21 protein-coding genes and 2 riboswitches are annotated in these 22751 nt (G+C 62.3%); of the genes, 2 read left to right on the top strand and 19 right to left on the bottom strand.

All coding sequences use genetic code 11. The features are described from left to right. Positions 1 to 81: 81 nt before the first annotated feature. From DC522_RS14980 to DC522_RS14955, 6 genes are all read right to left on the bottom strand, one after another. Complete coding sequence (locus DC522_RS14980) at positions 82 to 609, bottom strand: plastocyanin/azurin family copper-binding protein (RefSeq protein WP_116529484.1); 528 nt, start codon at positions 607 to 609, stop codon at positions 82 to 84. Further along, on the bottom strand, positions 609 to 1028 hold the full coding sequence (locus tag DC522_RS14975; protein ID WP_116529483.1) for a DUF5602 domain-containing protein: 420 nt from the start codon (positions 1026 to 1028) through the stop codon (positions 609 to 611). The genes DC522_RS14980 and DC522_RS14975 overlap by 1 nt, the downstream gene beginning before the upstream one ends. A gap of 87 nt (positions 1029 to 1115) precedes the next feature. Further along, the gene (locus tag DC522_RS14970) at positions 1116 to 2207 is read right to left on the bottom strand and encodes a TRAP transporter substrate-binding protein (RefSeq protein ID WP_116529482.1); all 1092 of its coding nucleotides are present in this window, start codon (positions 2205 to 2207) and stop codon (positions 1116 to 1118) included. Beyond that, entirely contained in the window at positions 2191 to 2991 is an 801-nt protein-coding gene (thiD, locus tag DC522_RS14965) for a bifunctional hydroxymethylpyrimidine kinase/phosphomethylpyrimidine kinase (RefSeq protein WP_116529481.1), read from the bottom strand. Before thiD ends, DC522_RS14970 begins: the two co-directional genes overlap by 17 nt. Then, positions 2988 to 3653 carry a thiamine phosphate synthase gene (gene thiE / locus DC522_RS14960; RefSeq protein WP_116529480.1) on the bottom strand — a complete coding sequence of 222 codons (666 nt, stop codon included), beginning with the start codon at positions 3651 to 3653 and terminating at the stop codon, positions 2988 to 2990. The genes thiD and thiE overlap by 4 nt, the downstream gene beginning before the upstream one ends. Beyond that, positions 3650 to 4438, bottom strand: coding sequence for a hydroxyethylthiazole kinase (locus tag DC522_RS14955; protein ID WP_116529519.1), 789 nt, complete (start codon positions 4436 to 4438; stop codon positions 3650 to 3652). Before DC522_RS14955 ends, thiE begins: the two co-directional genes overlap by 4 nt. Continuing rightward, a riboswitch (TPP riboswitch) is annotated at positions 4429 to 4532 on the bottom strand. It overlaps the preceding gene by 10 nt. 88 nt (positions 4533 to 4620) lie before the next feature. Next, a riboswitch (TPP riboswitch) is annotated at positions 4621 to 4728 on the top strand. Positions 4729 to 4786: 58 nt separating this feature from the next. Between DC522_RS14955 and thiC the strand changes: the two genes are divergently transcribed. Then, positions 4787 to 6634 carry a phosphomethylpyrimidine synthase ThiC gene (thiC, locus tag DC522_RS14950; RefSeq protein ID WP_116529479.1) on the top strand — a complete coding sequence of 616 codons (1848 nt, stop codon included), beginning with the start codon at positions 4787 to 4789 and terminating at the stop codon, positions 6632 to 6634. Between the two features lie 80 nt (positions 6635 to 6714). On the opposite strand, the gene DC522_RS14945 is transcribed toward thiC, so the two are convergent. The 7 genes from DC522_RS14945 to aldA all read right to left on the bottom strand — a co-directional run bounded on the left by DC522_RS14945 (position 6715) and on the right by aldA (position 15699). Continuing rightward, entirely contained in the window at positions 6715 to 8403 is a 1689-nt protein-coding gene (locus DC522_RS14945) for a GMC family oxidoreductase (RefSeq protein WP_116529478.1), read from the bottom strand. Between the two features lie 57 nt (positions 8404 to 8460). Further along, positions 8461 to 9549, bottom strand: coding sequence for a mandelate racemase/muconate lactonizing enzyme family protein (locus DC522_RS14940; protein WP_116529477.1), 1089 nt, complete (start codon positions 9547 to 9549; stop codon positions 8461 to 8463). Positions 9550 to 9584: 35 nt separating this feature from the next. Beyond that, positions 9585 to 10550: an ABC transporter permease gene (locus DC522_RS14935; protein ID WP_116529518.1), complete on the bottom strand. Its 966-nt coding sequence runs from the start codon at positions 10548 to 10550 to the stop codon at positions 9585 to 9587. 20 nt (positions 10551 to 10570) lie between these two features. After that, the gene (locus DC522_RS14930; protein WP_116529476.1) at positions 10571 to 11578 is read right to left on the bottom strand and encodes an ABC transporter permease; all 1008 of its coding nucleotides are present in this window, start codon (positions 11576 to 11578) and stop codon (positions 10571 to 10573) included. Beyond that, positions 11571 to 13097 carry a sugar ABC transporter ATP-binding protein gene (locus DC522_RS14925; protein WP_116529475.1) on the bottom strand — a complete coding sequence of 509 codons (1527 nt, stop codon included), beginning with the start codon at positions 13095 to 13097 and terminating at the stop codon, positions 11571 to 11573. Before DC522_RS14925 ends, DC522_RS14930 begins: the two co-directional genes overlap by 8 nt. A 69-nt stretch (positions 13098 to 13166) precedes the next feature. Further along, complete coding sequence (locus DC522_RS14920; RefSeq protein WP_116529474.1) at positions 13167 to 14147, bottom strand: ABC transporter substrate-binding protein; 981 nt, start codon at positions 14145 to 14147, stop codon at positions 13167 to 13169. A 79-nt stretch (positions 14148 to 14226) separates the two neighbouring features. Further along, the gene (aldA, locus tag DC522_RS14915) at positions 14227 to 15699 is read right to left on the bottom strand and encodes an aldehyde dehydrogenase (RefSeq protein WP_116529473.1); all 1473 of its coding nucleotides are present in this window, start codon (positions 15697 to 15699) and stop codon (positions 14227 to 14229) included. Positions 15700 to 16071: 372 nt separating this feature from the next. Between aldA and DC522_RS14910 the strand changes: the two genes are divergently transcribed. Next, on the top strand, positions 16072 to 16812 hold the full coding sequence (locus DC522_RS14910) for an FCD domain-containing protein (protein WP_116529472.1): 741 nt from the start codon (positions 16072 to 16074) through the stop codon (positions 16810 to 16812). A 66-nt stretch (positions 16813 to 16878) separates the two neighbouring features. Here the strand turns inward: DC522_RS14910 and DC522_RS14905 are convergent, their stop codons facing one another. From DC522_RS14905 to DC522_RS14880, 6 genes are all read right to left on the bottom strand, one after another. Next, positions 16879 to 17757, bottom strand: a complete 879-nt coding sequence (locus DC522_RS14905) for an NAD(P)-dependent oxidoreductase (RefSeq protein WP_116529471.1) — start codon at positions 17755 to 17757, stop codon at positions 16879 to 16881. Between the two features lie 100 nt (positions 17758 to 17857). After that, positions 17858 to 19117 (bottom strand): TRAP transporter large permease, encoded by a 1260-nt coding sequence (locus tag DC522_RS14900; protein WP_116529470.1) that lies wholly within the window; start codon positions 19115 to 19117, stop codon positions 17858 to 17860. Beyond that, on the bottom strand, positions 19114 to 19695 hold the full coding sequence (locus DC522_RS14895) for a TRAP transporter small permease (RefSeq protein WP_165820165.1): 582 nt from the start codon (positions 19693 to 19695) through the stop codon (positions 19114 to 19116). Before DC522_RS14895 ends, DC522_RS14900 begins: the two co-directional genes overlap by 4 nt. A gap of 4 nt (positions 19696 to 19699) precedes the next feature. Then, positions 19700 to 20698 (bottom strand): TRAP transporter substrate-binding protein, encoded by a 999-nt coding sequence (locus DC522_RS14890; protein ID WP_116529468.1) that lies wholly within the window; start codon positions 20696 to 20698, stop codon positions 19700 to 19702. A 117-nt stretch (positions 20699 to 20815) separates the two neighbouring features. After that, on the bottom strand, positions 20816 to 21868 hold the full coding sequence (locus DC522_RS14885; RefSeq protein ID WP_116529467.1) for a transketolase family protein: 1053 nt from the start codon (positions 21866 to 21868) through the stop codon (positions 20816 to 20818). Continuing rightward, positions 21865 to 22740, bottom strand: a complete 876-nt coding sequence (locus DC522_RS14880; protein ID WP_116529466.1) for a transketolase — start codon at positions 22738 to 22740, stop codon at positions 21865 to 21867. Before DC522_RS14880 ends, DC522_RS14885 begins: the two co-directional genes overlap by 4 nt. Positions 22741 to 22751: the final 11 nt, after the last annotated feature.

Here is a 22751-nt window from a genome sequence, read left to right as displayed (position 1 = left end):
TTCCGCACCGGACGCGGGCCCAGCGGCTGGCCATTGGATCAGCGAGGACCCGGAAGGTTCCCGCCGCTGTCCGGTCGGCCATTATACACGCTTGATAATGCCTCTGCGCATGATCTCATCGATGGACGGGAAGGCACGGAGTGCGATTTCGGGAACTGGTTCTCCGCCCGCTGCTTGCGCCGACAAGCTACTGGATCGGGACCGGTCGGGTCGGCCGACGACAATCCGCCCGACCATCCCGGCATGCTCGTGCGGAACGCAGAAGAAGTCGTAGACGCCTTCCACGGTGAGCGTGACGGAGAAGGTCTCATTCGGCAGAAGGTAGTCCGAGTTCCATGGCTCGGCTCCTTCAGGAATGCGCAGTGGGCGCTCGAAGTTCTCTGGGTGGTAGGCTGTGGCTGTGTGGGAGTTACCGGAATCCAGGTTAACCCAGCGGATGGTCTGACCAGGCTCGATGCGCAGGCCGATAGGATCAAACCACACGTGCGACCCATCTGTGTTGCCCTGCATCCGGATCTCGACCGGTTCACCGGCGAGCGGGGATCGAGGCCCTGCCAGACCGGCAAGGAGTCCCCCGCCGATCCGCAGGAAGTGTCTGCGCGAGATCATCACTTCGCGGCCACCCGCATCTCGTCGGCCTTCGGAACATGCCACAGGACAATGTGCGCATGAGGCTTCTCGACGCCGGGATGGCCGGCGTTGAAGTAGACGTCCACGTGGTCAACCGTGCCGCCAGGCGCGGCGAGATCATCGAAGCGCTTGTCCTTGTTGGAGAGGTCCTCGACAGGAAGCATGTAGACCGTGCTGACGAGACGTCCGTCGCGGTCGTAAGCCAGGAACGGGCCGGCAGGCAGGGTTTTCGGATCGACATAGAGCTGGCCGAGGCCCGGCAAGAAATCGGGCAGCTTCACGAGTTCGCTCACCTTCTTGTACGCGCCTGTGGGCGGGGCTTTCTCGACTTGGTCGGCAGCCAGGGCCGGAAGGCTGAAAGCGGCGACCAGGGCAAGTGTGGTGACAGCAGTCCTCATGGCATCCTCCGTTGACACGCCAGACCTGTTTTGGCCTGCGCGTCCTCATTGGATGGGGGCGAACCCGAAAGGTTCCCGAGTTATTACTTACCGTGCGGCCGAGGATGCGCGCGTGTTGGCTCGTGCCATGTCGGCTGCAAGCGCTGACCAGCTGCGCAGATCGCGTTGAGCGCTCCTGTAGCTCTCGACCATACGACCGGCGAGGGCGGACGTGGAGGCGATCTCGGAGAGGAGCTCCACCGAGGCTGTCTGAGCCGCGTCCATGATGGACCGGGGGAATGCTTCGAGGCTTACCGGATACTTGCCGAGAATTTCCGTGAGGGCTACCGCGTTTGTCTGATATGCGTCGGCGAGACCGAGCGTGTGTTCGGCTCTGCAGGCTTCCATGATCACTCTCTGCAGATCCGGCGTGAGACGATCCCATGCAGCCAGCGAGATCAGGAGCTCGCTGGCACCGTTCGGCTTGTTGAACCCAGGTGCGTAATAGAAGGATGCGTATTTCGGCAGGCCGGTCTCCAGATCCGTCGCCGGCGCCAGGAACTCCGCAGCATCAATGGAGCCTTTTTCAAGGGAGGGCAGGAGGTCTCCAGCGGAAACGGTCATGGGCACCGCGCCGAGCTTGGCATAGATTTCGGCTCCCAGGCCCTGCACGCGCAGACGCATGCCCTTCAGATCCTCTACGCCGTTCAGCCTGCGCCGAAACCAACCGCCCATAGATGGACCCGTGTTGCCTGCCAGAAACGCGCGAACGCCGTGAGGGGCATAGAGCTCGTCCCAGAGTGCCTGCCCGCCTCGCAGCTCGATCCAGGCCTGATGCTCGATAGGCCCGAGACCGAACGGAACACTCGTGAAGAAACCCGCCGCAGGCATGCGGCCTTGCCAGTAGAGTGAGGCCGTATGGCCCATCTCGACAGTGCCGTTCGAGACAGCATCGAGCACGGCGAAGGGCGGTACGATCTCGCCGGCTGCAAAGAGATCGATCTGCAATCGTCCGCCGCTCATGGCATTGATCCGCTCAACGATTCGCTGCGCGGAGATGCCGGGGCCGGTGCGGCCTTTCGGCCAGGACGTGACCATGCGCCAGCGCAGAGTCTGAGCGCGAACAGCGGTCGGTGCAGCGAGAGCCGCTACCCCGATGCCGAGCGTTATGCGGCGTGAGAGCTTAGGACCAGTGGGCATGGAAGTGATGCACGGGTCCATGCCCGCGCCCAATGCGAAGTTGATCGGAGGCACCGAGGGCGGCGCTGATGAAGCTCTTTCCGGCCGTTACCGCCTCATGCAGCGGCAGGCCTCTGGCGAGTCCTGCTGTGATGGCGGACGACAGGGTACAGCCGGTGCCGTGTGTATTGCGCGTATTGATGCGAGGAGCCGCAAAACGCTGCATGCCATGCACGTCAACGAGAATGTCGATGCTCTCAGGACCTGTTCCATGGCCCCCTTTCACCAGAACGGCCCTGGAGCCCAAGGAGAGAATGCGTTCAGCCTGCCGACACATGGCCCTCTCGTCGCAGGCCAGAGGCTCGTCTAAGAGGGCGGCAGCCTCGGGAAGGTTGGGAGTGACGAGGAGCGCCTTCGGCAGCAGGATCCGACGCAAGGCGTCGACAGCTTCCGGCGCGAGCAGCCGATCACCGCTTGCCGCCACCATGACCGGATCAAGAACGACTTGCATAGCGCCATGGCGTGCAAGCCCTTCTGCCACGGCTTCAATGATGGCGGGCCGGGAGAGCATGCCGATCTTCACAGCATCGACGGCAAGATCGGAGAAGACGCTGTCGATCTGCTGCGCCACGAAGTCCGGCGGAACATCATGAATGCCCTGAACGCCGATGGTGTTCTGTGCCGTCAGGGCCGTGATCACGCTGGCGCCATAGACACCGAGAGCCGAGAAGGTCTTCAGGTCGGCCTGAATGCCGGCCCCGCCGCCGGAGTCGGAGCCCGCGATGGTAACTGCGATAGCGGTCATGAGGAAATGCTCCGCAATGTTAGGGACTGATCCACCATGTGCCGCAGCTTCTGAGCCTCAGCCTGCGGATCGGGCGCCATGAAAAGAGCGGATATCACTGCAATGCCATCGGCGCCGGCTTCGATCACGGCTTGTGCATTCGATCGATCGATGCCGGCAATGGCGCCGATGGGGCCACGATATGCGTGCTTGGCTCGTGTCAGGACCGTTCGAAGCCCATCAAGACCAATCGGTGGAGAAGGGTTGTTCTTGCTGACGGTGGTGAAGACGCCGCCGATGCAGCCGTAGTCGACAGGCATCTGCGTCATTGCACCGGCCTGCTCCGGCGTTTTGAGCGTCAGCCCGATGATCGCGTCTGGACCAAGGAGATTGCGAGCGTCGATGGGATGCATATCGTCCTGCCCGAGGTGAACACCGTCCGCACGCGCGGCCAGCGCGACATCCACTCGATCATTGATCAGAAGCGGCACACCTGTGCCGTCAAGCACGGTTTTCAGGGCTCTTGCGAGCTCCACGAAGCGACGGCCCTCTGCCTGCTTGTCTCGGTATTGGATCAGCGTCGCGCCACCGGCAACGGCTTGCCGGACGAGTTCGACGGGGTCCCGGCCACCTGTCCGTTCCGGATCGATGATCCCATAGAGCCGGAGATCGACTGGTTTCATGCAGCCCTCCCGTGGGTGACAAGGGTTGAAAGGTCGAGAGTGAAGAGCACATCGAGGAACGCAGGCTGGAACGTGCCTGGTCCTTTCGCATCACGTGCAGCGATCTCACCTGCAACTCCGGTGACGAGAAGCGCTGCCGCGGCGGCTTCGATGGCGCTGCCATGCAGGGCGGTGAAGGCTGCTACCAGAACCGTTGCGGCGCAACCCATGGCCGTCACGCGAGTCATGAGTGGATGACCGTTGCCAATGCGAAAGATGCGTATGCCGTCCGTGACCAGATCCACTGCACCGGTGAGTGCAACGACAGTGCCGCGAAGTTTCGCAAAATCCTTCACGGCATCAGGCGCGGCAGGGGTGCCCGCGAGAGCTGCAAACTCACTTGCATTGCAGCGTAGGACCGTCGGTTTGCTCGCGAGGCACGCGCGGGCGAATTCCAGGCGGGCTGAAGAGGCATCAACAAAGACGGGGTCGAGGACCCACACCTTGTTCTGGGCGTGAGCAGTGGCGATGGCCTGGAGGATAGCCTTCCGTCTCTCGGTGTCGAGTGTTCCGAGATTAACGAGCAGGGCGGCTGAACTGCCCGTAAAGGCAGAGACCTCTTCTGGGGCGAAGGTCAACGAGGGAATACCGCCTGCAGCCAGAAGGAGATTGGCAGTGAAGGTCTGGGCTGCGGCGTTCGTGAGCGCATGCACACGCGTGTGCTCACGACGAAGACGATCGAGCAGAAGTCCTGCCAAATGTGGAAGATTGTGGGCGTCGCAATTGGACGCTGGTGCGCTCGTCATCTCGCAATCCCTCCGCCGGCATGATCCGGATCAGGTTCGATGGGTTGATCTCGAAAAGACCTCTCAGCCCGGATGGGCACCCCAAGGAGATGACTGTGAGATAAACTCCCGGCGATGCTTTGGCAAGGACTGATCTCATTCACGTACCTGTTGACAGGCGCGAGTCTCTCGCTGACTATTCGCCTCGTTCCGAGGGGAGCCCTGTGAGGGGCTGAGAGTCGGCTGATCCGCCGTGACCCTTGAACCTGATCCGGGTCATACCGGCGGAGGGACTGGAACTATCGAGCACGACAAGAATCCCTCAGCTCGCTTTGCCCGGATCTCCCTTTGTCCAAGAGGAGAGATCCAGTGACCGTTCATATCGACAAGCCGAAAGGCGCTCCGCAATCCGTCACCACCGGCCCGATCCAAGGGTCGCGCAAGATCTATGCCACACCGGCGGGCCGGCCGGACATCCGTGTGCCTTACCGCGAGATCGTGCTGACCGATCCCAGCGAGGCGCCCGTGCGCGTTTACGATCCTTCCGGCCCCTACACGCAGGACGATGCAGCCATCGATCTTCGTCAGGGGCTTCCACTCGTGCGCGAATCCTGGATTGCAGCGCGACATTGTGCAGCGGTTGAGCCGAGGCCAGTGAAACCTGAGGACAACGGAAATGTCTCGGCGGACGCGCTCGTGGCGTCATGCCCGGCCGAGCGTGTCGTGCGTCGTGCCGCGCCCGGTCAGATCGTGACGCAGTACGAGTTCGCCCGCGCCGGGATCATCACGGAGGAGATGATCTACGTTGCGCACCGCGAGAACCTCTGTCGCGAGGCGATGCTGTCGGAAGCGGAGGCGAAGATTGCCGATGGTGAGAGCTTCGGGGCCGCCATCCCGCCCTTCATCACGCCGGAATTCGTACGTCAGGAAGTAGCCCGGGGGCGTGCCATCATTCCGGCCAACATCAACCACCCTGAACTGGAGCCCATGGCGATCGGGCGGAACTTCCTGGTCAAGGTCAACGCCAATATCGGCAATTCCGCCGTGGTCTCGACCGCAGCCGACGAAGTGGAAAAGCTGGTGTGGGCGATCCGCTGGGGCGCCGACACGGTGATGGATCTGTCTACCGGCCGCAATATTCACAACATCCGCTCCTGGATTCTGCGCAACTCGCCGGTGCCCATCGGCACGGTGCCGATCTATCAGGCGCTGGAGAAGGTGGGCGGAGATCCGGTGAAGCTCGACTGGGAAGTGTTCAAGGACACGCTCATCGAGCAGGCCGAGCAGGGCGTCGACTACTTCACCATCCATGCGGGCGTTCGCCTGTCTTATGTCCCACTCACTGCTAACCGCGTCACCGGCATCGTTTCCCGTGGTGGCTCGATCATGGCGCGCTGGTGCCTGGCGCACCATAAGGAGAGCTTCCTCTACGAGCGCTTCGACGAGATCTGCGAGATCATGCGGGCCTATGATGTCTCGTTTTCGCTGGGCGACGGGCTGCGTCCCGGCTCTATCGCCGATGCGAATGATGCGGCACAGTTCGCAGAACTGGAGACGCTGGGCGAACTCACCAAGATCGCATGGGACAAGGGCTGCCAGGTCATGATCGAGGGGCCCGGCCATGTGCCGATGCACAAGATCAAGGTGAACATGGACAAGCAGCTCCGTGAGTGCGGAGAAGCGCCTTTCTACACCCTTGGCCCGCTCACGACGGATATCGCACCTGGATACGACCACATCACGTCTGGCATCGGGGCTGCCATGATCGGCTGGTACGGCACGGCGATGCTCTGCTACGTGACGCCCAAGGAGCACCTGGGGCTGCCGAACCGGGATGACGTCAAGACCGGGGTCATCACCTACAAGATCGCGGCCCATGCCGCAGATCTCGCGAAGGGGCATCCGGCCGCGCAGATCCGGGACGATGCGCTGTCCCGAGCACGCTTCGACTTCCGCTGGGAGGATCAGTTCAACCTTTCTCTCGATCCGGATACGGCGCGCGCCTATCATGACGAGACCTTGCCGAAGGACGCGCACAAAGTGGCTCACTTCTGCTCGATGTGCGGGCCGAAGTTCTGCTCGATGAAGATCACGCAGGATCTGCGGGCGGAGGTGGCGGCGATGAGCCCAGAGGCTCAGGCGCAGCTGGCCGGCATGCGGGCCAAGAGCCACGAGTTTCAAGCTGGTGGCGGCAAGCTTTATGTTGATCAGCGGTAAAACCGTGCCTGCGGTGGACACGGACGCCTACGTCAAAAGTCCGTGTCCATATCGTTCGCCTACGCTCCGACCCTTTTCGGTCAGCTCAGGGTGGCGACGCTCATGTCCCCCTGCTCAGACAAGCGTGGCCCGAACTGCGAGGTGCTGACCGTCGGGCGGCCCGTGATGAGTTCAGCGCAGCGGCTTCCAAGCATCATGGCAGGCGCGTTCGTATTGCCCGCATTGATGTTGGGCATGGCGGACAGGTCGCAAACGCGCAGGTTCTCGATCCCGCGAACGCGGAGCCTGGGATCGAGTACCGCCATGGGATCGTCGGACGTACCCATCCGGCAGGTGCCGCTCGGATGATAGTTGGTTTTCACAAACCTGCGGCAATGCTTCATGAGCGCTTCGTCGCTGAGATCGTTCGGATCGGGAATCGCAATGCGCTCGATCCGCTCGGCGAGCGGAGTGGTCTGGAAAGCCCGAAGGAAGAAGCGCTGCCCATCGATCATGGTGCGGGCATCGGTCGGGTCCTTCAGGAGATTGGGCGATACCAGAGGCATATCGTCCGGGTTGGCGGAACGAAGGCGGACGAAGCCACGGGATTTCGGTTTTATAAGAACCGTTGTGATCGTCAGCCCATAAGTGTCCTCAACGAGGCCAAGCGTGTCACGATCGAGATAAACGATCGGCACGCAGAAAGCCTGGATAGTCGGTTCGCCGTCAGGGTCTGCCGGGTTGACGAAGGCGCCGGCTTCGACCCCTGCAGAAAGGATCGGACCGGTGCCGAACAGCCTGAAATGGATGCCGTTGAGCAGCATCCGCCAGCCGACACCCTGCCTGTAGTAACCATAGGGCCCATTCGCCTTTGCGATCATCGGGACTTCCGGATGATCGATCAGGTTCTCACCGACGCCAGGGAGGTCGGCTATGCAGGGAATGCCATGTTTTCGTAATTGGTCTGCGGGACCGATACCAGACAACATGAGAAGCTGTGGGGTGACGAGCGCTCCGGCGGCCATGATGATCTCGCCCTCCGCATAGACCTGATGGTCCAGGCCCTTGGCGTCGCGGTAGGTCACGCCGATTGCTCGGCCATTCTCGATCTCGATCTTGCGCACACGAGACTGCAGGCGGATCACCAAATTCGGGTTGTCGGCCAGCGGAGCCAGGAAGGCGTAGGCCGCGCTGCTGCGCTTTCCGCGCCGGTTCATGAACTGGTAGAAGCCGACGCCGCGCTGCTTCGGGCCATTGAAGTCGGGATTGAACGGCTCGCCCAATGCCTGGATGGCCTGCACGAACCAGCGCGACATGTCGTTGATGTGCCCAGGGTCAGAGACAAGAAGCGGGCCATCAGCGCCGTGCAATTCGTTGTAGAACCTGTTGTTGCCCTCCATGGTGCGGAAGTGCGGCAGCACGTCTGCCCAGCTCCAGCCTGGATAGTCATTCTCGCCGCGCAGCATCTCGTGCCACTCGTCGTAATCGGACGGCCTGCCGCGCATGTAGACCTGGGCATTGACCGATGACCCGCCGCCGAGAACGTTGGCTTGCGGAATGTCATGCACGCGGCCATCGAGATGCTCCTGCGGCACTGTGTGGTGATACCGCATGTATTTGCTGCCGTTGATCATCTTGAAGATGCCGGGTGGCATGTCCAGGAGCGGGTGGCGATGGGAATAGCCGCCTTCAAGCAGCAGCACGCGCGCGCCCTCGTTGACCAGCCGGGCCGCCGCCACTGAACCGGAAGAGCCTCCGCCGACGACGATATGGTCAAACCGTTCCTTCATTCCTGCACCCATCGTGAAACCCATTCGCAATCAGACGGTCCAACCGCGTGGATGAGGTCAGGCCCTGATCCCCTCAAGTCCCTGCCAGTCGAACTCGATGCCATGGCCGAGGCGATTGGGTGCCAGGGCAAAGCCGGCCTGGATCGTGAGCGGCTCGGCGATGTAGTTATCGAGCCCGAAGCCATGAGCCTCAAGATACGAGCGGTTGGGGCAAGCGGCGAGAAGGTGCACGGTCACATCGTGCGCGCCATGGCTCGTGACCGGCATGTTGAAGGCCTCCGCCAAGTGGGCGATCTTCATGAACGGCGTTATGCCGCCGCAATTGGTGACGTCCGGCTCCGGATAGGTCACGCCGCCGTCAGCGATGTAGAGCTTGAATTCCCAGAGGCTGCGCAGGTTCTCACCCGCCGCGACAGGCAGGCCGCCCTCGCGCACGATGCGAGCGTGACCGGCCGGGTCATCCGGAATGGTGGGCTCCTCGAGCCATGTCAGATCGAAGTGCTGAAGGGCGCGGGCGGCCCGGATGGCACCATCGACGCTCCACTTCATGTTGGCATCCACCATCAGGGGGAAGTTCTCGCCGAGATGCTCGCGCATCGCCTTCACGCGTTCCACATCCTCGAAGAGATTGACGCGGCCCACTTTCATCTTGATGGCGCGAAAGCCCTTTCCGAGATTGTCGTCCGTCTGGCGCAGGAGCTTGTTGAGGGGCAATTCGAGATCGATGCCGCCGGCATAGCAGGGCACGCGCGGATCATAGCCGCCGAGCGCCTTCCAGAGCGGGAGATTGGCCCGCTTCGCCTTCAGGTCCCACAAGGCCATGTCGAAGGCAGAGATTGCAAGGACGGTCGGTCCGCCACGTCCGCCGTAATGGAGCGCCCACCACGCCTTGTGCCAGAGGCGTTCGATCTCGTCGGCCTCCTCGCCGTCCATGATCTCCGGGAGTTCGCGGGCGAGGACGGTGTCGATGGCGGCCCCATTGCGGCCAACCGTAAAGGTGTAGCCAACCCCCTCCGCGCCATCGGCATCACGAATGCGCACCGTATTGAGCTCGAAAGCGCGCATCTCGCCATGCATGGAGTCGGTCAGAACCGTCGGGAGCGGGATGCGATAGAAGCCGGGTTCGATGGAGGTAATCCGAGGCATGGTTTGTCCCGTCCGTTGTTGTGCGTTGTCGCAGATCAGGCCGTCTCTTCCGTGCGGACGCTCAGTCGGGCCTGAATGGCGACCACGAGCAGCAGGAACAGGCCGCGGATGACGGATTGCCAATAAGCGGAGAGGCTGATCCAGCCGAGGCCGTTTTCGAAGTTCAGGATGTTGAAGATCAGGCCGAGCAGCAGCACGCCGGCAAGCGTCGAGCTGACCGATCCGACACCGCCGGTGAGAAGCGTGCCGCCGACAACCACGGCTGCGATGGCAAACAGCTCCCAGCCGACGCCTTCGATGGGCTGGCCCGCGCCGAATTGCGCCGCGAGGATGACGCCCGCAAGGCCAGCGAGGCCGCCGCTCGACAGATAGACGATCGCCTTAGCGCGGGTTGCCGGAAGGCCCATGAGCCGCGTTGCATCTTCATTGCCGCCCACCGCCAGAACCGTCCGGCCGAACGACGTGAGATTGAGAACGAGTGAGCCGAGGAGATAAGCGACGATTGCGATCCAGGCGGGAACGGGAAATCCGAGGAAGTCCCCCTGACCCAGTTCCGTGAAGCCCGATTCATAGGAGACCGAAACGGATTGGTTGCCGGCAAGAAGGAGCGCACAGCCGCTTGCGGCCAACATGGTCGCCAAGGTGGCGACGAAGGGGAGAATGTTGAGGCGCGTGATGATGAGGGCATTGCACGCGCCAACAATGAGCCCGGCGCCCAGACCGGCGAGAAGGCCGGGCACGGCACCGTAAGGTGAAGCCAGCGCAGCCACGACGCTGCCAAGAGCTGCCGTCGAGCCCACCGAGAGGTCGATTCCCCCGGTGATGATGACAAAGCCCATCCCCAAGGCGACCAGGGCGAACATGCTGTTGTAGCGCAGGACCGAGAGCACGTTGTACGTGCCGAGAAAGTTGTCGTAGCGCAGCCAGCCGAACACGATGAGCGCGATGAGGGCGATGAGAACGCCGAAGCGACCGATGGTCTGGAGCGTCTTGAAAGTCATGGCGCCGCTCATGGTCGATCTCAGCGCTGTCCTTGTCGCTGCAGCCAGACGGCCAGCACGATGATGCCCGCCTTCGCCACAAGGGCAGCCGCATCCGGTACGCCATTGGCGAGGAGGGTGTAGCGGACGAGTTGGATGATGAGTGCGCCGACCAGCGTTCCGATGACCGTTGCACGCCCGCCGGTGAGAAGCGTTCCGCCGACTGCCACGGCGGCGATTGCATCGAGCTCCATGCCGAGGCCCACGAGATTGGCGTCAGCGGCGGAGTTGCGAGCGATCACGATAAGTCCCGCGATGCCGGACAGAAGACCGCTGATGAGATAGACGCGCTGCTTGACAGACGCCACAGGAATGCCGGCAAGCCGCGATGCACGCTCGTTGCCTCCGACGGAAAGGATCTGCCGGCCGAACACAGTACGTCTCAGCATCCATGCCGCGGCAGCGACGATCACACCCATCAGAATGGCTTGGAACGGAATGCCGAGAACGCGTCCAAGCCCGATGAACTGAAATTCCGGCAGGTTGAATACCTGAAGATTGCCGTTGGTGAACACCTGGGCAATGCCGCGCCCCGCGATAAACAGGACGAGCGTGGCGATAATCGGCTGAATGTGAAGATGCGTGATGAGCCAGCCATTGAACCAGCCAAGGAGGGCAGTCACGACCACCGGCACCACGAAGGCAAGCGCGATGCCGACCGCAGGAGAGGGCAGGGGGAAGAGCTTGCCGAGGAAGATCAATGGAGCAAGAGCCCCCGAAATCGCCATGAGTGCGCCGACGGAGAGATCAATGCCGCCGGTTGCGATCACGAGCGTCATGCCGACGCCGACGATCACGATGGCGCAGACCTGGGTCAGATTGACGTTGAGCGTCTGCCATGTGGCGAAATTCGGGGTGATGGCGAGATTGACCAGAATGAGAAGCGCCAGGGCGATCCACGATCCATAACGGGTCAGAAAGCTCTTCAACTCGAACCGGGGCGCCTCTTGCGCCGGTCTCGGCGGCAGCGTCGTTGCAGTCTCAGTCATGGGCAGCCTCCCGGTTGCTCTCATGCCCATGCGCCATGGCGGCCATCACTGACTGTTCATTCAGGGCGTCACCTTCGAGTTCGGCCACGGTGCGCCCGTCGCGCAGGACGAAGATGCGGCTTGCCGCCTCCACGATTTCCTCCAGCTCGGACGAGATCATCAGAACGCCGAGTCCTTGCCCGGCCAGTTCCCGGATTAGACTGAGGATTTCGGCCTTGGCGCCGACGTCGATGCCGCGCGTCGGCTCGTCGAGAATGAGAAGCTTCGGGTTCATACAAAGCCAGCGGGCGAGGAGCACTTTTTGCTGGTTGCCGCCCGACAATTCGCGAATACGCTGCTCGGGTCCTGAGCAGCGAATGCCGAGGCGCTTGATGAACTGGTCGACGATCTCGCGGCTGCGCGCCTCGTCCACGATACCGCGTCGAGCGAGTTGCGGCATGAGCGCGAGTGTCAGGTTCTCGCGTACCGACATATCCGGAATGATGCCCTCGAGCTTGCGATCCTCCGAGCAGAAACCCATACCGGCCCGGATGGCGTCGGCAGGCTCGGTCATTGCCTTATCGGAGCCAGCGAACCGGATCGTTCCCGTATCGGGCCTGTCCGCGCCGAACACAGCGCGAGCGGACTCGGTGCGTCCGGCACCAAGCAGCCCTGCAAGGCCGACGATCTCGCCGGGACGAACCTCGAAATCCACGTCGCGGACCCTGCGTCCGATGGCGAGATCCTGGACGGTGAGGATTGGCGTCCGTGTATCCGCAGCATCGTCAGCCTTGTGGCCATCCTGCAGAACCTGGGTGAGCTCGCGCCCGAGCATGGTCGTTACCAGATCGAGCCGCGACAGTTCTGCCATCGGCGCAACCTGCACCGTTCGACCATCCCGCATGGTGGTGACGCGGTCGCAAACCGCGTAGAGCTCGTCGAGCTTATGGCTGACGAAGATCACGGACACGCCCGCTGCCTTGAGCTGACGGATCACGTCGAAGAGCACTTCGACCTCGCGCTCGTCGAGGGAGGAGGTCGGCTCGTCCATGATGACGAGCTTGGCTTCGAAGCCAATCGCGCGGGCAATCGCCACCATCTGCTGCACGGCGGTCGGATAAGCCATGAGCGGGCGACGGACATCGATGTCGATGTTGAAGCGAGTCAGAAGCGCGCGGGCCTCCGCGTGCATGGCACGCCAGTCCAAAAGGCCGAAGCGCCGCTTTTCTCGGCCAAGACAGATGTTCTCTGTCACCGATCTGTACGGCACCAGGTTGATCTCCTGGTAGATCGTGCTGATGCCGGCACCTTGCGCTTCCTGGGGCGAACTGAAGGTCACAGGCTTCCCGTCGAAGACGATCTCGCCCGAATCCCTGGTGTAATATCCGGTCAGGATCTTGATGAGGGTCGACTTGCCGGCCCCGTTCTGGCCGATGAGCGCATGAACCTCGCCCTTTTCCACCACGAGTTCGGCAGCGCGCAAGGCCGGTATCCCGGCAAAGCGCTTGTTGATCCCGTGCATGCTGAGAAGCGGCGCCATGAGCGGTCCGTGTCCATCCTGTCGAGGAGACAAGAGACGCTGCCCGCCACGGCGGGCAGCGCTGCACCATCAATACGCGTCGGCAATGAGCTGAGCGGCGTTCGATTTGTCGAAGAACCGGTCGGTGTTCACCACCCATGGCTCGATCTGTTCGCCCTTGGCGTAGCGTTCGAGGGTTTCGAACGCCTTCGGGCCAAACTTCGGATTGCACTCGACAGTGGCGAGCATCTTGCCGTCGATGATGGCCTGAAGCGCATCGCGCGTGCCGTCGACGGACACGACGATCACGTCCTTGCCGGGCTTCTTGCCGGCTGCTTCGAGGGCAGCAATCGCGCCGATCGCCATCTCGTCGTTGTGCGCATAGATGGCAGTGGCATCGGGATGCGCCTGCAACAGGGTTTCGGCCACTTGCCGGCCCTTGTCACGGGCGAAGTCACCCGACTGCGAGGCCACGATCTGCATGCCCGAATGGGCCTTGATGTAGTCCTCGAAGCCCTTGCGCCGGTCGTTTGCAGGCGAAGAGCCGGTGGTGCCTTCGAGCTGGATGATCTTGGCCTTGCCATCCATTGCCTTCGTCAGGGCCTCGGCTGCCCGCTTCCCTTCCTCGACGAAGTCGGAGCCGATGAATGTCACGTAGTCACGACCTGCCTTAGCGAGGCTCTGATCCACGTTGCGATCGAGCAGGATCACCGGGATTCCGGCCTTCTTGGCGGCCATGACGGCGGGAATCAACGGCTTCTCTTCACGAGGGGCGAGGAAGATCAGGTCGACACCCTGAGCGATCATCGAGTTGACGTCCGCCACCTGCTTGGCAGCCGAACCGGCTGCGTCCGTGTAGACGAGCTGATCGCCGCGCTTGGCGGCTTCCGCCTTCATGCTTTCCGTCTGCGCGATGCGCCACGGGTTGTTGGATTCAGTCTGGGCGAAGCCGACTTTGTAGTGATCTTTTTTCTTCAGCTTCGGCAACTCCTGCGCGGATACACAGCCGAGCCCCAGCCCGATGGCTGCGACGCCCGTTGCGAGCGCAAGGAAAGTCCTTCTGAGCATCATGTTCGTTTCCTCTCCAGTGGTTTCGCCCCTTGTGGGGTTCTTCGTGTCTATTGCCGCAGCCGTTTGTCGCTGCAGGTCGTCACCAGCGGACGTAGGTGGTCTGCTTCCGCAGGTACCCGTCAAAACCGTATTTGCCGTCCTCCCCGCCGAGGCCTGAATGCTTCCAGCCTGTATGGAACCCTTGGACGAGCTCGCCGCATGGACGGTTCACATAGAGCTCGCCGAAGGACAGCTCCCGCGAGAGGCGCATCACCCGGCGCAGATCGTGTGTGTAGACGTAAGCCGACAGGCCGTAGCTCGTGTCGTTGGCAAAGCTCAGTGCCTGCTCGAAGCTGTCGACCGTCATCACAGGCGCGACGGGGCCGAAGATCTCGCGCTGCATGACGTTCGCTCGGTTGGAATCGACCCGCAGGACCGTCGGCTCGAACCAGTGCCCGCGCGCGAACTCGCCGTCTTTCAGGCGGTGGCCGCCGGCGAGAACCTCCGCGCCGGACGCGATGGCCTGGTTCACCATCTCCTCGACCTTTTCGACCTCCGGCCGGTTCACCTTGGGCCCCATGTCGGGGTTCGTCATCGGATCGGCGAGCCGCATGGTCTTCACGCGGGAGACGAACCTGTCGAGGAAGGGCTCCGCGATGTTCCGGTGCAGATACATGCGTTCATTGCAGGTGCAGATCTGCCCGCAATTGGTGAAGCGCGAGACGATCGCCGCTTCCACAGCTGCATCAAGGTCGGCGTCGTCGAGCACGATGAAAGGCGCCTTGCCGCCGAGTTCGAGGCGCACGACCTTCAATTCATGCGCGCCCGCCGCATAGATCTCCCTGCCTGCGCGCACGCTGCCCGTCATGGTGATCATGTCGCTCAGCCGTGAGCGCACCAGCGCATCGCCAACGGTACGTCCGTCACCAGTAACGACGTTGAGCACACCCTTCGGCAATCCGACCTCATGTGCGAGACGAGCGATCTCCAGAGCTGAGAGGGGCGTGGATTCATGTCCCTTCACGACGATGGTGTTGCCGGCCACGAGAGCCGGACCAATCTTGCGGGCCGCCAGTGCTGCGGGATAGTTCCAAGCGGTGAGGCCCACGACGACGCCGAAGGGAACGCGACGGATCCAGACTTCCTCGTTCTGAAAATCGGAAGGCATGATGTCGCCTTCGATGCGCCGCGCGCTCTCGGCAGCGAAAGTCAGGAACGTGATGGTGGCGTCGATTTCGCCTTCGGCCTGGTTCAGAGGCTTTCCCTGTTCCAGCACCACGGTCCGGGCGAGGCGATCCTTGTCCCGCCTGATCGCTGAAGCGAGGTCGGACACGTAGCCGGCGCGCACGATGGGCGGCAGGGCAGCCCAAGCCGGTTGCACGCGTTTCGCCGCTTCGAGGGCTGCCACCGCGTCCTCGATCGAGCCGGCCGGGACCGTGGCGAAGACGACTTCGTTCGCAGGATTTTCGACCTCCGAACGAGCCGGGTTGCGGCCATCTGTCCAGGCTCCGTCGATATACATCTGGTAGTGGGTGACTGCTTCGGCGGGATTGGCTGCAATAGACGTCGTCATAACCGCGCCTCGCAGTGACCTTGGCAGGGCAGGTGCGAAGCAGAGCGCGGCAGCGTCGAGCCTGGGATTGGCGTCACTGATTTCCTCCAGGATGCCCCCTGGAGCCTTGTCAAACCAAACGCCATTTCATGGTCTATTTGGTACGACCGGAATCAGAATGCTGGCACAAAGGTTGGGTGTCAAGGGGCGTACCATTTCACGTAATTCGCGCAATTAACCTATAAAATCTCTAGACCTTTGCGCCAATGCGCCCAAAATGATCCGCTCCAACCGGATGGTTGGTTCGACCAAACATCTGGTGTCAATGGCTCTCAAGGAGGGCGCTCGATCACCTGTGAGAAAGATTTGACTCATTTGGAGCAGCAAGGGGAGATGACGGATCAGGGCCTGAGACTTCACCGTCGAGAAACAGAGTCGGGTGCCGCGCGGCGGTCGGACGCTGTGGTTGCGGATCTCGTGCGGCTGATCCAGTCCGGCAGCCTTCAGGAAGGGGAACGCCTGCCGGCCGAACGGGACCTGATGCAACGTTATGGGGTCAGCCGGGCCGCCGTGCGTGAGGCCATCGTCTCCTTGGCGAACCGGGGCCTTGTCGAAACCCGTCTCGGCCATCGTCCCGTCGTGCGCAAACCCGGCTATGAATTCGCTGTCGATCAGGTCGGAAACTTGGTTGGCCACCTTGTGGTGGATCGAGAAGGGGTTTGGAACCTCTTCGAAACGCGCATCTTCATTGAATGCGCGCTTGCCCGATGGGCCGCGAACCATGCACGGCGCGATGATCTTGAAGAGCTGCGGGCAGCACTCGATGCCAATCGTGCGGCCATCGGCCATTCAATTGCTTTCGACGATACTGATGCTGCTTTTCATGCAGTGCTCTACCGCATTCCGGGAAACCCGATCTATCCCGCCGTTCACAAAGCCTATGTGGAATGGCTGACTCAACATTGGCGCTCGATGAAGCGCGGAGCGGACATCGATCAGATGAACCATGCGGGCCACAGAGCGGTCTTCGATGCCATTGCCGCGCGTGATCCGGACAGTGCAGAGGAGGCCATGCGACGCCACCTGGTAGCCGCATGGGAGTTCGTGCGCTCGACCTTTCCGACCGAAAGTTAGACGATGAATGGCACGAGCTTGAGGAAATAGAGCTTCCTTCAGCGGAGCGTGAATTGTGATCTCAGGTCATTTGCTGCCGTTCAAGGTAAGGTAAGAACGGATCACTTGGCTATCGTCTGCTGCTCCTTCTCCGCGTCCGGAAGCAGCAAGGAACATCTGATGGGCTGCCGCAGCCAAAGGAAGTGCCGCCTTCGTGTCCCGCCCCGCATCAAGGACGATTCCGAGATCCTTGACGAAAATGTCTACCGCGCTCGTCACCTCGGGATCTGGCTCGAGCATGCGCGGTCCGCGATCCTTCAGCATCCAGCTCGAAGCCGCTGATCCACTCATGATCTCGAGCAGGATCTTGAGATCGACGCCGACCTTGGTGGCGAGCGCGAAGGCTTCCGCGACGACGGCGATGTGCACGCCGCAGAGGAGCTGATTGACGGTTTTGACCATGGCGCCCTGTCCGAGGCGTTCGCCGACATGAAACACCTTGTCGCCGAGCGCATCGAAGACCGGCTTCACACGATCGAAGGTGTCCCGGGTCCCTGCGGCCATAATCGTGAGTGTCGCGGCCTTCGCGCCGGCAACCCCTCCCGATACAGGGGAATCGATCATCCGTCGGCCAGCCTCGCGTACGCGTTCCCCGATCGCTTCCACAGCCGCGGGAGGGCAGGTCGCCATCAGCGCGACGACTCCGTCGGTGCGGAGAGCGTCGAGGGCGCCGCCCTCGAACAGCACTGCCTCGGCTTGGGCGGCGTTCACCACCATCAGGATCAGGACATCCGCCTCGGTCGCAGCTTCGGCAGCCGACCCTGCCCGATGTCCTCCGGAGCTTTCGAGAGAGTCCAGGGCTTTCGAACTCAGATCATATCCGCTGACAATGAACCCTCTCGCCAGGAGATTCGTAGCCATCGGTAGTCCCATGGCGCCAAGGCCGACAAAAGCAACGCGGGTCATTTCGTTTGTTCCTCCCTCTGTGATGATCTACTCATCACTGGCTTGATTGGTCCAGAGAGATGAGGCGTCCCACTCTTGTTCAAGCAGGTCGCCTCTCGCCTCAGTAAAGCGTAAGGGCGGGAATGTAGCTCACGGCAAGGAGGACCAGCATGGCCACACCGAAGAATGGCCAGAGCTCTCGGGTCGTGTCGGCCAGTGACGACTTGGCGATCGACGAGGAGATAAAGAGCGTGGTCCCGATTGGAGGCGTGTAGAGCCCGATACCCAGGTTGAGGACCATGATGATCCCAAGCTGCACCGGATCCAGCCCGATCGTTGCCGCCAGGGGGACGAAGATCGGACCAAGGAGCAGGATCGCCGGGGGAAGGTCGAGCGGCATGCCCACGATGAGCAGCAGAATGTTCATGGCCAGGATCACCAGGAGCGGGTTGCTGATCGTGGACGATACCCATTCGGCGAAGCGTGTCGGAACTTGATCGAAGGTCAGGATCCAGCCGACGATCGCACTGCCCATGATCACGAGCAGGACGACTCCGGTGGCGATGCCCGACTCGATAAGGCTGTGATAGAAGCGTTTCCACGTCAGGTCGCGATAAAAAAAGGCGCTGAGGGCAAGCGCATAGACGACCGCCAGCACCGAGATCTCGGTGGGCGTGGCGATGCCGAAACGCAGGCCGAGCAGGATCAGGATCGGCATCAGGAGGGCAGGGCCGCTCAATACCGCCAGCTTGAGGAGCTCCAGTCTTCCGACAGCAGGATCTTCCGAATGGATGCCGCGCCACCGTGCGATGAGGCTACATGTCAGGATGAAGCCGCCTGCCATAAGAATGCCGGGGAGAATACCCGCCGTGAACAGATCGGCGATGCTGACGCCGCTCACGAGGGAGTAGAGGATCAGGGGAATCGAGGGCGGGATCAGAATATCGATGACCGCCGATGTGGCGTTGTTGGCGGCGCACAGCCCGGCCGGATAGCCCTGCCGCTTCTGCCATGGAATGAGTACCGATCCGAGGGCGCTGGCATTGGCGACTGCACTTCCCGAGACGCCGCCGAAGACGACTGAGGCCACGACGGTGGTCGAGAGAGGTCCCCCACGCCAGCGCTGCATCGCCTTGGTGGCGAAGCTCAGGAGCTCCTGCCCCAGCTTGCCTCCGAGCATCAGGCTGCCTGCCATCATGAAGAAGGGCAGGGCCAGCATCGGGAAGGACTGCGTCTGCTGGTACATCTGCTGCGCGATGATCATCAGCGGCAGCTCTCCCTGCCACGCCAACGTCACGCCTGATGCAATGACGAGAGCATGGCCGACCGGAATCGCCAGGAGCATGAGGACCGTGAAGGCAATGACGAGAACGATGCTCATATGCCCGTCTCCTCTGGATCGGGGGTCGGCATGGCCTCGGGCCCGAGCATGGCGACCCGCAGCGCGAGCGCGAATGTGGTCAGAATGACCGCGGCACAACCGAGAGCGAGCGCGTAGTAGCTGTAGCTGCTGGACAATCCGAGCACGGGGCTCGTCTCGATGGACACGATATCGGCGACTCCAATCGCCTCCCATCCCAGGATGGCATAGGAGACGATGATGATGGCATGGCCGATGAGGAGCATGATGCGCGCCCCGTTTCGGTTCAGACGGGATAGAACGGATTCCACGGCCATGTGGCCGCCCTTCTGAACTGCGAGCGCCACGCCCGCCATGATGAACCAGGGAAAGAGGCGTTCGGGAAGCTCCTGCGCGAAGCGAAAACCGCCGCTCTCCAGCACATAGCGGGCAATGACATTCGCCGTGAGGATCGCAAGCAGTGCGATCCCCGTCAGTAGAATTAGTGCTCGGCAAGCAAGACCGACCACGTAGTCGATCATGTTGGCCACGGCGATCGCGCCGCCCCCCGTGGCTATCGCTTGATCATCATGGTGAGGCAGGGGAGAGACGCGGGTCATAACATCAGCCCCGGGCTGCCTTAACGAGCTGATCGACGAAGTCGCCGAAAGGTTTGGCACGCCAGGTGTCAACGACATTGGCGGAAGCTTCTCGGAAGGCGGCTTTATCAACCTCGTTGACCGCGAGGTTCGGATTGGCTCGGAACTCGCTGTTGTACTTGGCCTCGTTCTCGGCAAACAGCTTGCGTTGCAGATCGCCTGCCTCCTTGGCAGCGGCCCTGACGGTCTCCCGATCGGCAGCAGGCAGCCGGGTCCAGGTGATCTGTGAGATTAGGAAGGGCGAGACCTCCCACTTATGGCCCGATAGGCTGATGAACTTGTTCACTTCGAAGAGCTTCGAGCTTGCGATGTTGGTCAGCGGGTTCTCTTGGCCGTCCACCACACCTTGCTGGAGCGCGATGTAGAGCTCTCCGAAGCTGATCTGCTCGGTACTGGCGCCGAGCGCCCGGAAGATGTCGATCGTCATCGGATCCGGCGGTGTACGTATCTTGAGGCCCTTCAGGTCCGCCGGCTTCACGATCGGCCGCTTGCTGTTGGTGATGTGGCGGATGCCGTTGTCCCACCAGCCGAGGGGCACCATCTGGACCTTCGAGAAGCGCTGCCCCAGCGCCTCGCCGACCGGACCTTCCAGGACCTTGAAGGCAGCGGCGCTGTCCTCGAACAGGAAGGGCAGGCCAAGGGCCGCGATTTCCGGCACAAGCGCCGACGTGGATCCCTGACTGTTGACCGTCATGTCGACCGCGCCGGTTCGCAGGCTGGTGAGCAGCGATTGTTCGTTGCCGAGCTGCTCGGAGCCTGCGACGCGAACGCTGATGCGCCCGCCAGACCGTTCCTTGACCATCTCGCCGAAACGTTCGGTCGCGATGCTCCGCGGATTGCCTGGGGCTGCGTTGTGGCCCAGGGTAAGGTTGGTCGCGGCGCTCGCGCCGCGGGGCAGCGTCAGGACAGCCGGGGCCGCGAAGGCGCCGGCGATGAGGGTACGGCGTGAAATCGAGTTCTTCATGTGCGTTCTCCTTCTGGATCCTGCCCGTTAACCGGGCTTTTTGATCGTTGTGGTGCCGGGCAGTGGCTGATGAGCCATGCCTGGACCTCGGAGCGGGTCGCCCCGAGGCAAGTCGTTCTAAAGCCAGCCCTTGATGCTGCGCGTCACGGCGCTGACCGAAAGCCCGTAGCGGTCGTGGAGGGTTGGCAGAGCGCCGGCATCCAGGAACTCGTCGGGCAGGGCGATCTGGCGGAATGCGGGCGGGAACACGCCCGAGCGCATCAGGAGGCCGGCAACGGCCTCTCCCAAGCCGCCGACGATCGTATGGTTTTCCGCTACGACCACCATCCGGCCGGTACGTGACGCTTCCTTCAGGATCGTCGCCTCGTCGAGAGGCTTGATGGTGGGCACGTGCAGCACGCCGACATCGACATCGTCGTTGGAGAGTGTCTCTGCGGCCTCGAGCGCCCGCATCGTCATCAGGCCGGACGAGATGATCAGGACATCATTGCCGTCCCGCAGCATCTTGGCCTTCCCGAGTTCAAATTTGTAATCGTACTCGTCGAGAACGAGGGGTACGTTGCCGCGCAACAGGCGCATGTAGACCGGACCGTCATGCGCCGCGATGGCCGGCACGGCCTGCTCGATCTCATGGGCGTCGCACGGGTCGATGATGGCGATATTCGGCATGCCCCGGAAAATCGCGATATCCTCCGTGGCCTGGTGGCTCGGCCCGTAGCCGGTCGTCAGGCCGGGCAGGGCGCACACGATCTTCACGTTGAGGTTTTCCTCGGCGATGGCCATGCAGATGAAGTCGTAGGCTCTTCGTGCCGCAAACACTGCGTAAGTCGTGGCGAATGGCATGAAACCTTCCCGCGCCATCCCGGCGGCGGCGCTGATCAGGAGCTGTTCCGCCATGCCCATCTGGTAGAAGCGGTCAGGATGAGCCTTCGCGAAGATGTGCAGGTCCGTATACTTCGCGAGGTCCGCCGTCAGCCCGACGATCTCCGGCCGGCTCTCGGCCAGAGCCGCGAGGGCGTTGCCGAAGGGAGCGGGCTTCGTGCGCTGGTCCGGGCCGGCGAGCGAAGCGATCATCGCGGAGGTTGTCAGCCGCGGCTTGTCCGCCGTTCCTTGTCCTCCTTCGCCCTGCTCCCCAAGCCAGGTTGGCCGCGTGTATTTCGAGCGCCTCATGATGTCCTCCCGGCGTCAAGCAGTTCGAGGGCCTTCTGCCATTCATGCGGTTCCACCCGCAGGAAGTGGTTGCGTTCACGCTCTTCGAGGAACGGAACGCCCTTGGCCATCTTGGTGTCGCAGATGATGATGCGCGGCTTCGGCTCGGCGTATGCGCGGGCTGCGTCGAACGCCGCCACCAACGCATCGATGTCGTTGCCGTTGACCCGCTGCACGTGCCAGCCGAACGACTCGAAACGTGCTTCGAGTGGCTCGAAGCCCGTGACCTGGGAAGCCGGGCCATCCGCCTGCTGGTTGTTGACGTCGACGATGCCGATCAGGTTGTCGAGCTTCCAGTGGCTGGCTGACCAGGCTCCTTCCCAGATAGAGCCCTCACCGAGCTCTCCATCGGAGAACAGGCAATAGACGAACGAGCTTGATTTCTTGCGCTTCAGCCCGAGGCAGAACCCGACGGCGAGCGCCAAGCCATGGCCGAGCGATCCGCCCGTGATCTCCATGCCCGGCGTGTAGGCTGCCATGCCTGACATCGGCAGGCGGCTGTCGTCGGTCCCGTAGCTTTCCAACTCGTCTTCGGGGATGATCCTGGCTTCGATCAGTGCCGCGTAAAGAGCAATGGCGTAGTGGCCGATCGAAAGAAGAAAACGATCGCGTTCCTCCCATTCCGGATCCTCGGGACGATAGCGCATGGCATGGAAGTAGGACACCGCCAGGACGTCGGCGACGCCGAGGGCTTGGGCAATGTAGCCCTGGCCCTGCACCTCGCCCATGCGGAGCGCATTGCGGCGGATGCGATAGGCCCGGTCTACGAGGGAGACATTGGACCTGGCTGGTTGGGAATCGCGCGGCACAGGTTCGCTGCTGCTGGTATTCATCGATCTCTCCA

Origin of the sequence: Microvirga sp. KLBC 81, assembly GCF_003075415.1 — a bacterium.
Lineage (GTDB): Bacteria > Pseudomonadota > Alphaproteobacteria > Rhizobiales > Beijerinckiaceae > Microvirga.
Note: the sequence above shows the minus strand (reverse complement) of the source record. Positions and strands in the feature narration are given on the sequence as shown.

Bases quoted from the DNA above. Each gene is read 5' to 3' on its own strand.
- DC522_RS14980 (WP_116529484.1), bottom strand. From the start codon at position 609: ATGATCTCGCGCAGACACTTCCTGCGGATCGGCGGGGGACTCCTTGCC.
- DC522_RS14975 (WP_116529483.1), bottom strand. From the start codon at position 1,028: ATGAGGACTGCTGTCACCACACTTGCCCTGGTCGCCGCTTTCAGCCTT.
- DC522_RS14970 (WP_116529482.1), bottom strand. From the start codon at position 2,207: ATGCCCACTGGTCCTAAGCTCTCACGCCGCATAACGCTCGGCATCGGG.
- thiD (WP_116529481.1), bottom strand. From the start codon at position 2,991: ATGACCGCTATCGCAGTTACCATCGCGGGCTCCGACTCCGGCGGCGGG.
- thiE (WP_116529480.1), bottom strand. From the start codon at position 3,653: ATGAAACCAGTCGATCTCCGGCTCTATGGGATCATCGATCCGGAACGG.
- DC522_RS14955 (WP_116529519.1), bottom strand. From the start codon at position 4,438: ATGACGAGCGCACCAGCGTCCAATTGCGACGCCCACAATCTTCCACAT.
- DC522_RS14945 (WP_116529478.1), bottom strand. From the start codon at position 8,403: ATGAAGGAACGGTTTGACCATATCGTCGTCGGCGGAGGCTCTTCCGGT.
- DC522_RS14940 (WP_116529477.1), bottom strand. From the start codon at position 9,549: ATGCCTCGGATTACCTCCATCGAACCCGGCTTCTATCGCATCCCGCTC.
- DC522_RS14935 (WP_116529518.1), bottom strand. From the start codon at position 10,550: ATGACTTTCAAGACGCTCCAGACCATCGGTCGCTTCGGCGTTCTCATC.
- DC522_RS14930 (WP_116529476.1), bottom strand. From the start codon at position 11,578: ATGACTGAGACTGCAACGACGCTGCCGCCGAGACCGGCGCAAGAGGCG.
- DC522_RS14925 (WP_116529475.1), bottom strand. From the start codon at position 13,097: ATGGCGCCGCTTCTCAGCATGCACGGGATCAACAAGCGCTTTGCCGGG.
- DC522_RS14920 (WP_116529474.1), bottom strand. From the start codon at position 14,147: ATGATGCTCAGAAGGACTTTCCTTGCGCTCGCAACGGGCGTCGCAGCC.
- aldA (WP_116529473.1), bottom strand. From the start codon at position 15,699: ATGACGACGTCTATTGCAGCCAATCCCGCCGAAGCAGTCACCCACTAC.
- DC522_RS14910 (WP_116529472.1), top strand. From the start codon at position 16,072: ATGACGGATCAGGGCCTGAGACTTCACCGTCGAGAAACAGAGTCGGGT.
- DC522_RS14905 (WP_116529471.1), bottom strand. From the start codon at position 17,757: ATGACCCGCGTTGCTTTTGTCGGCCTTGGCGCCATGGGACTACCGATG.
- DC522_RS14900 (WP_116529470.1), bottom strand. From the start codon at position 19,117: ATGAGCATCGTTCTCGTCATTGCCTTCACGGTCCTCATGCTCCTGGCG.
- DC522_RS14895 (WP_165820165.1), bottom strand. From the start codon at position 19,695: ATGACCCGCGTCTCTCCCCTGCCTCACCATGATGATCAAGCGATAGCC.
- DC522_RS14890 (WP_116529468.1), bottom strand. From the start codon at position 20,698: ATGAAGAACTCGATTTCACGCCGTACCCTCATCGCCGGCGCCTTCGCG.
- DC522_RS14885 (WP_116529467.1), bottom strand. From the start codon at position 21,868: ATGAGGCGCTCGAAATACACGCGGCCAACCTGGCTTGGGGAGCAGGGC.
- DC522_RS14880 (WP_116529466.1), bottom strand. From the start codon at position 22,740: ATGAATACCAGCAGCAGCGAACCTGTGCCGCGCGATTCCCAACCAGCC.